A 297-nucleotide genomic window follows, 5' to 3' on the forward strand; every position below is an offset into this window, starting at 1 on the left:
CTCGAGCTGCGCATCGAGAAGCTGAAACGCGAACTGTACGGGCAGCGCTCCGAGCGCACGGCACGGCTGATCGAGCAACTGGAATTGGAGCTCGAAGAACTCGTCACCTCGGCGACCGAGGATGAGCTTGCCGCGCAGGCCGCGGCGGCGAAGACGCTGAAGGTTCGCCCCTTCACGCGCAAGCGACCGGTGCGCAAGCCATGGCCGGATGACATCGAATACGAGCGCGTCGTCATCGATCCTCCGACTGCCTGCGCCTGCTGCGGCGGATCCCGGCTGTCCAAGCTGGGCGAGGAT

1 protein-coding gene is annotated in these 297 nt (G+C 65.7%); it reads left to right on the forward strand.

Annotation, left to right across the window (positions count from 1 at the left end; all coding sequences use genetic code 11):
* Window positions 1-297: IS66 family transposase (locus ACWGS9_RS35670; RefSeq protein ID WP_454509542.1), on the forward strand; the 297-nt coding region annotated here is incomplete at both ends.

The organism is Mesorhizobium sp. Arg314 (genome assembly GCF_053714275.1).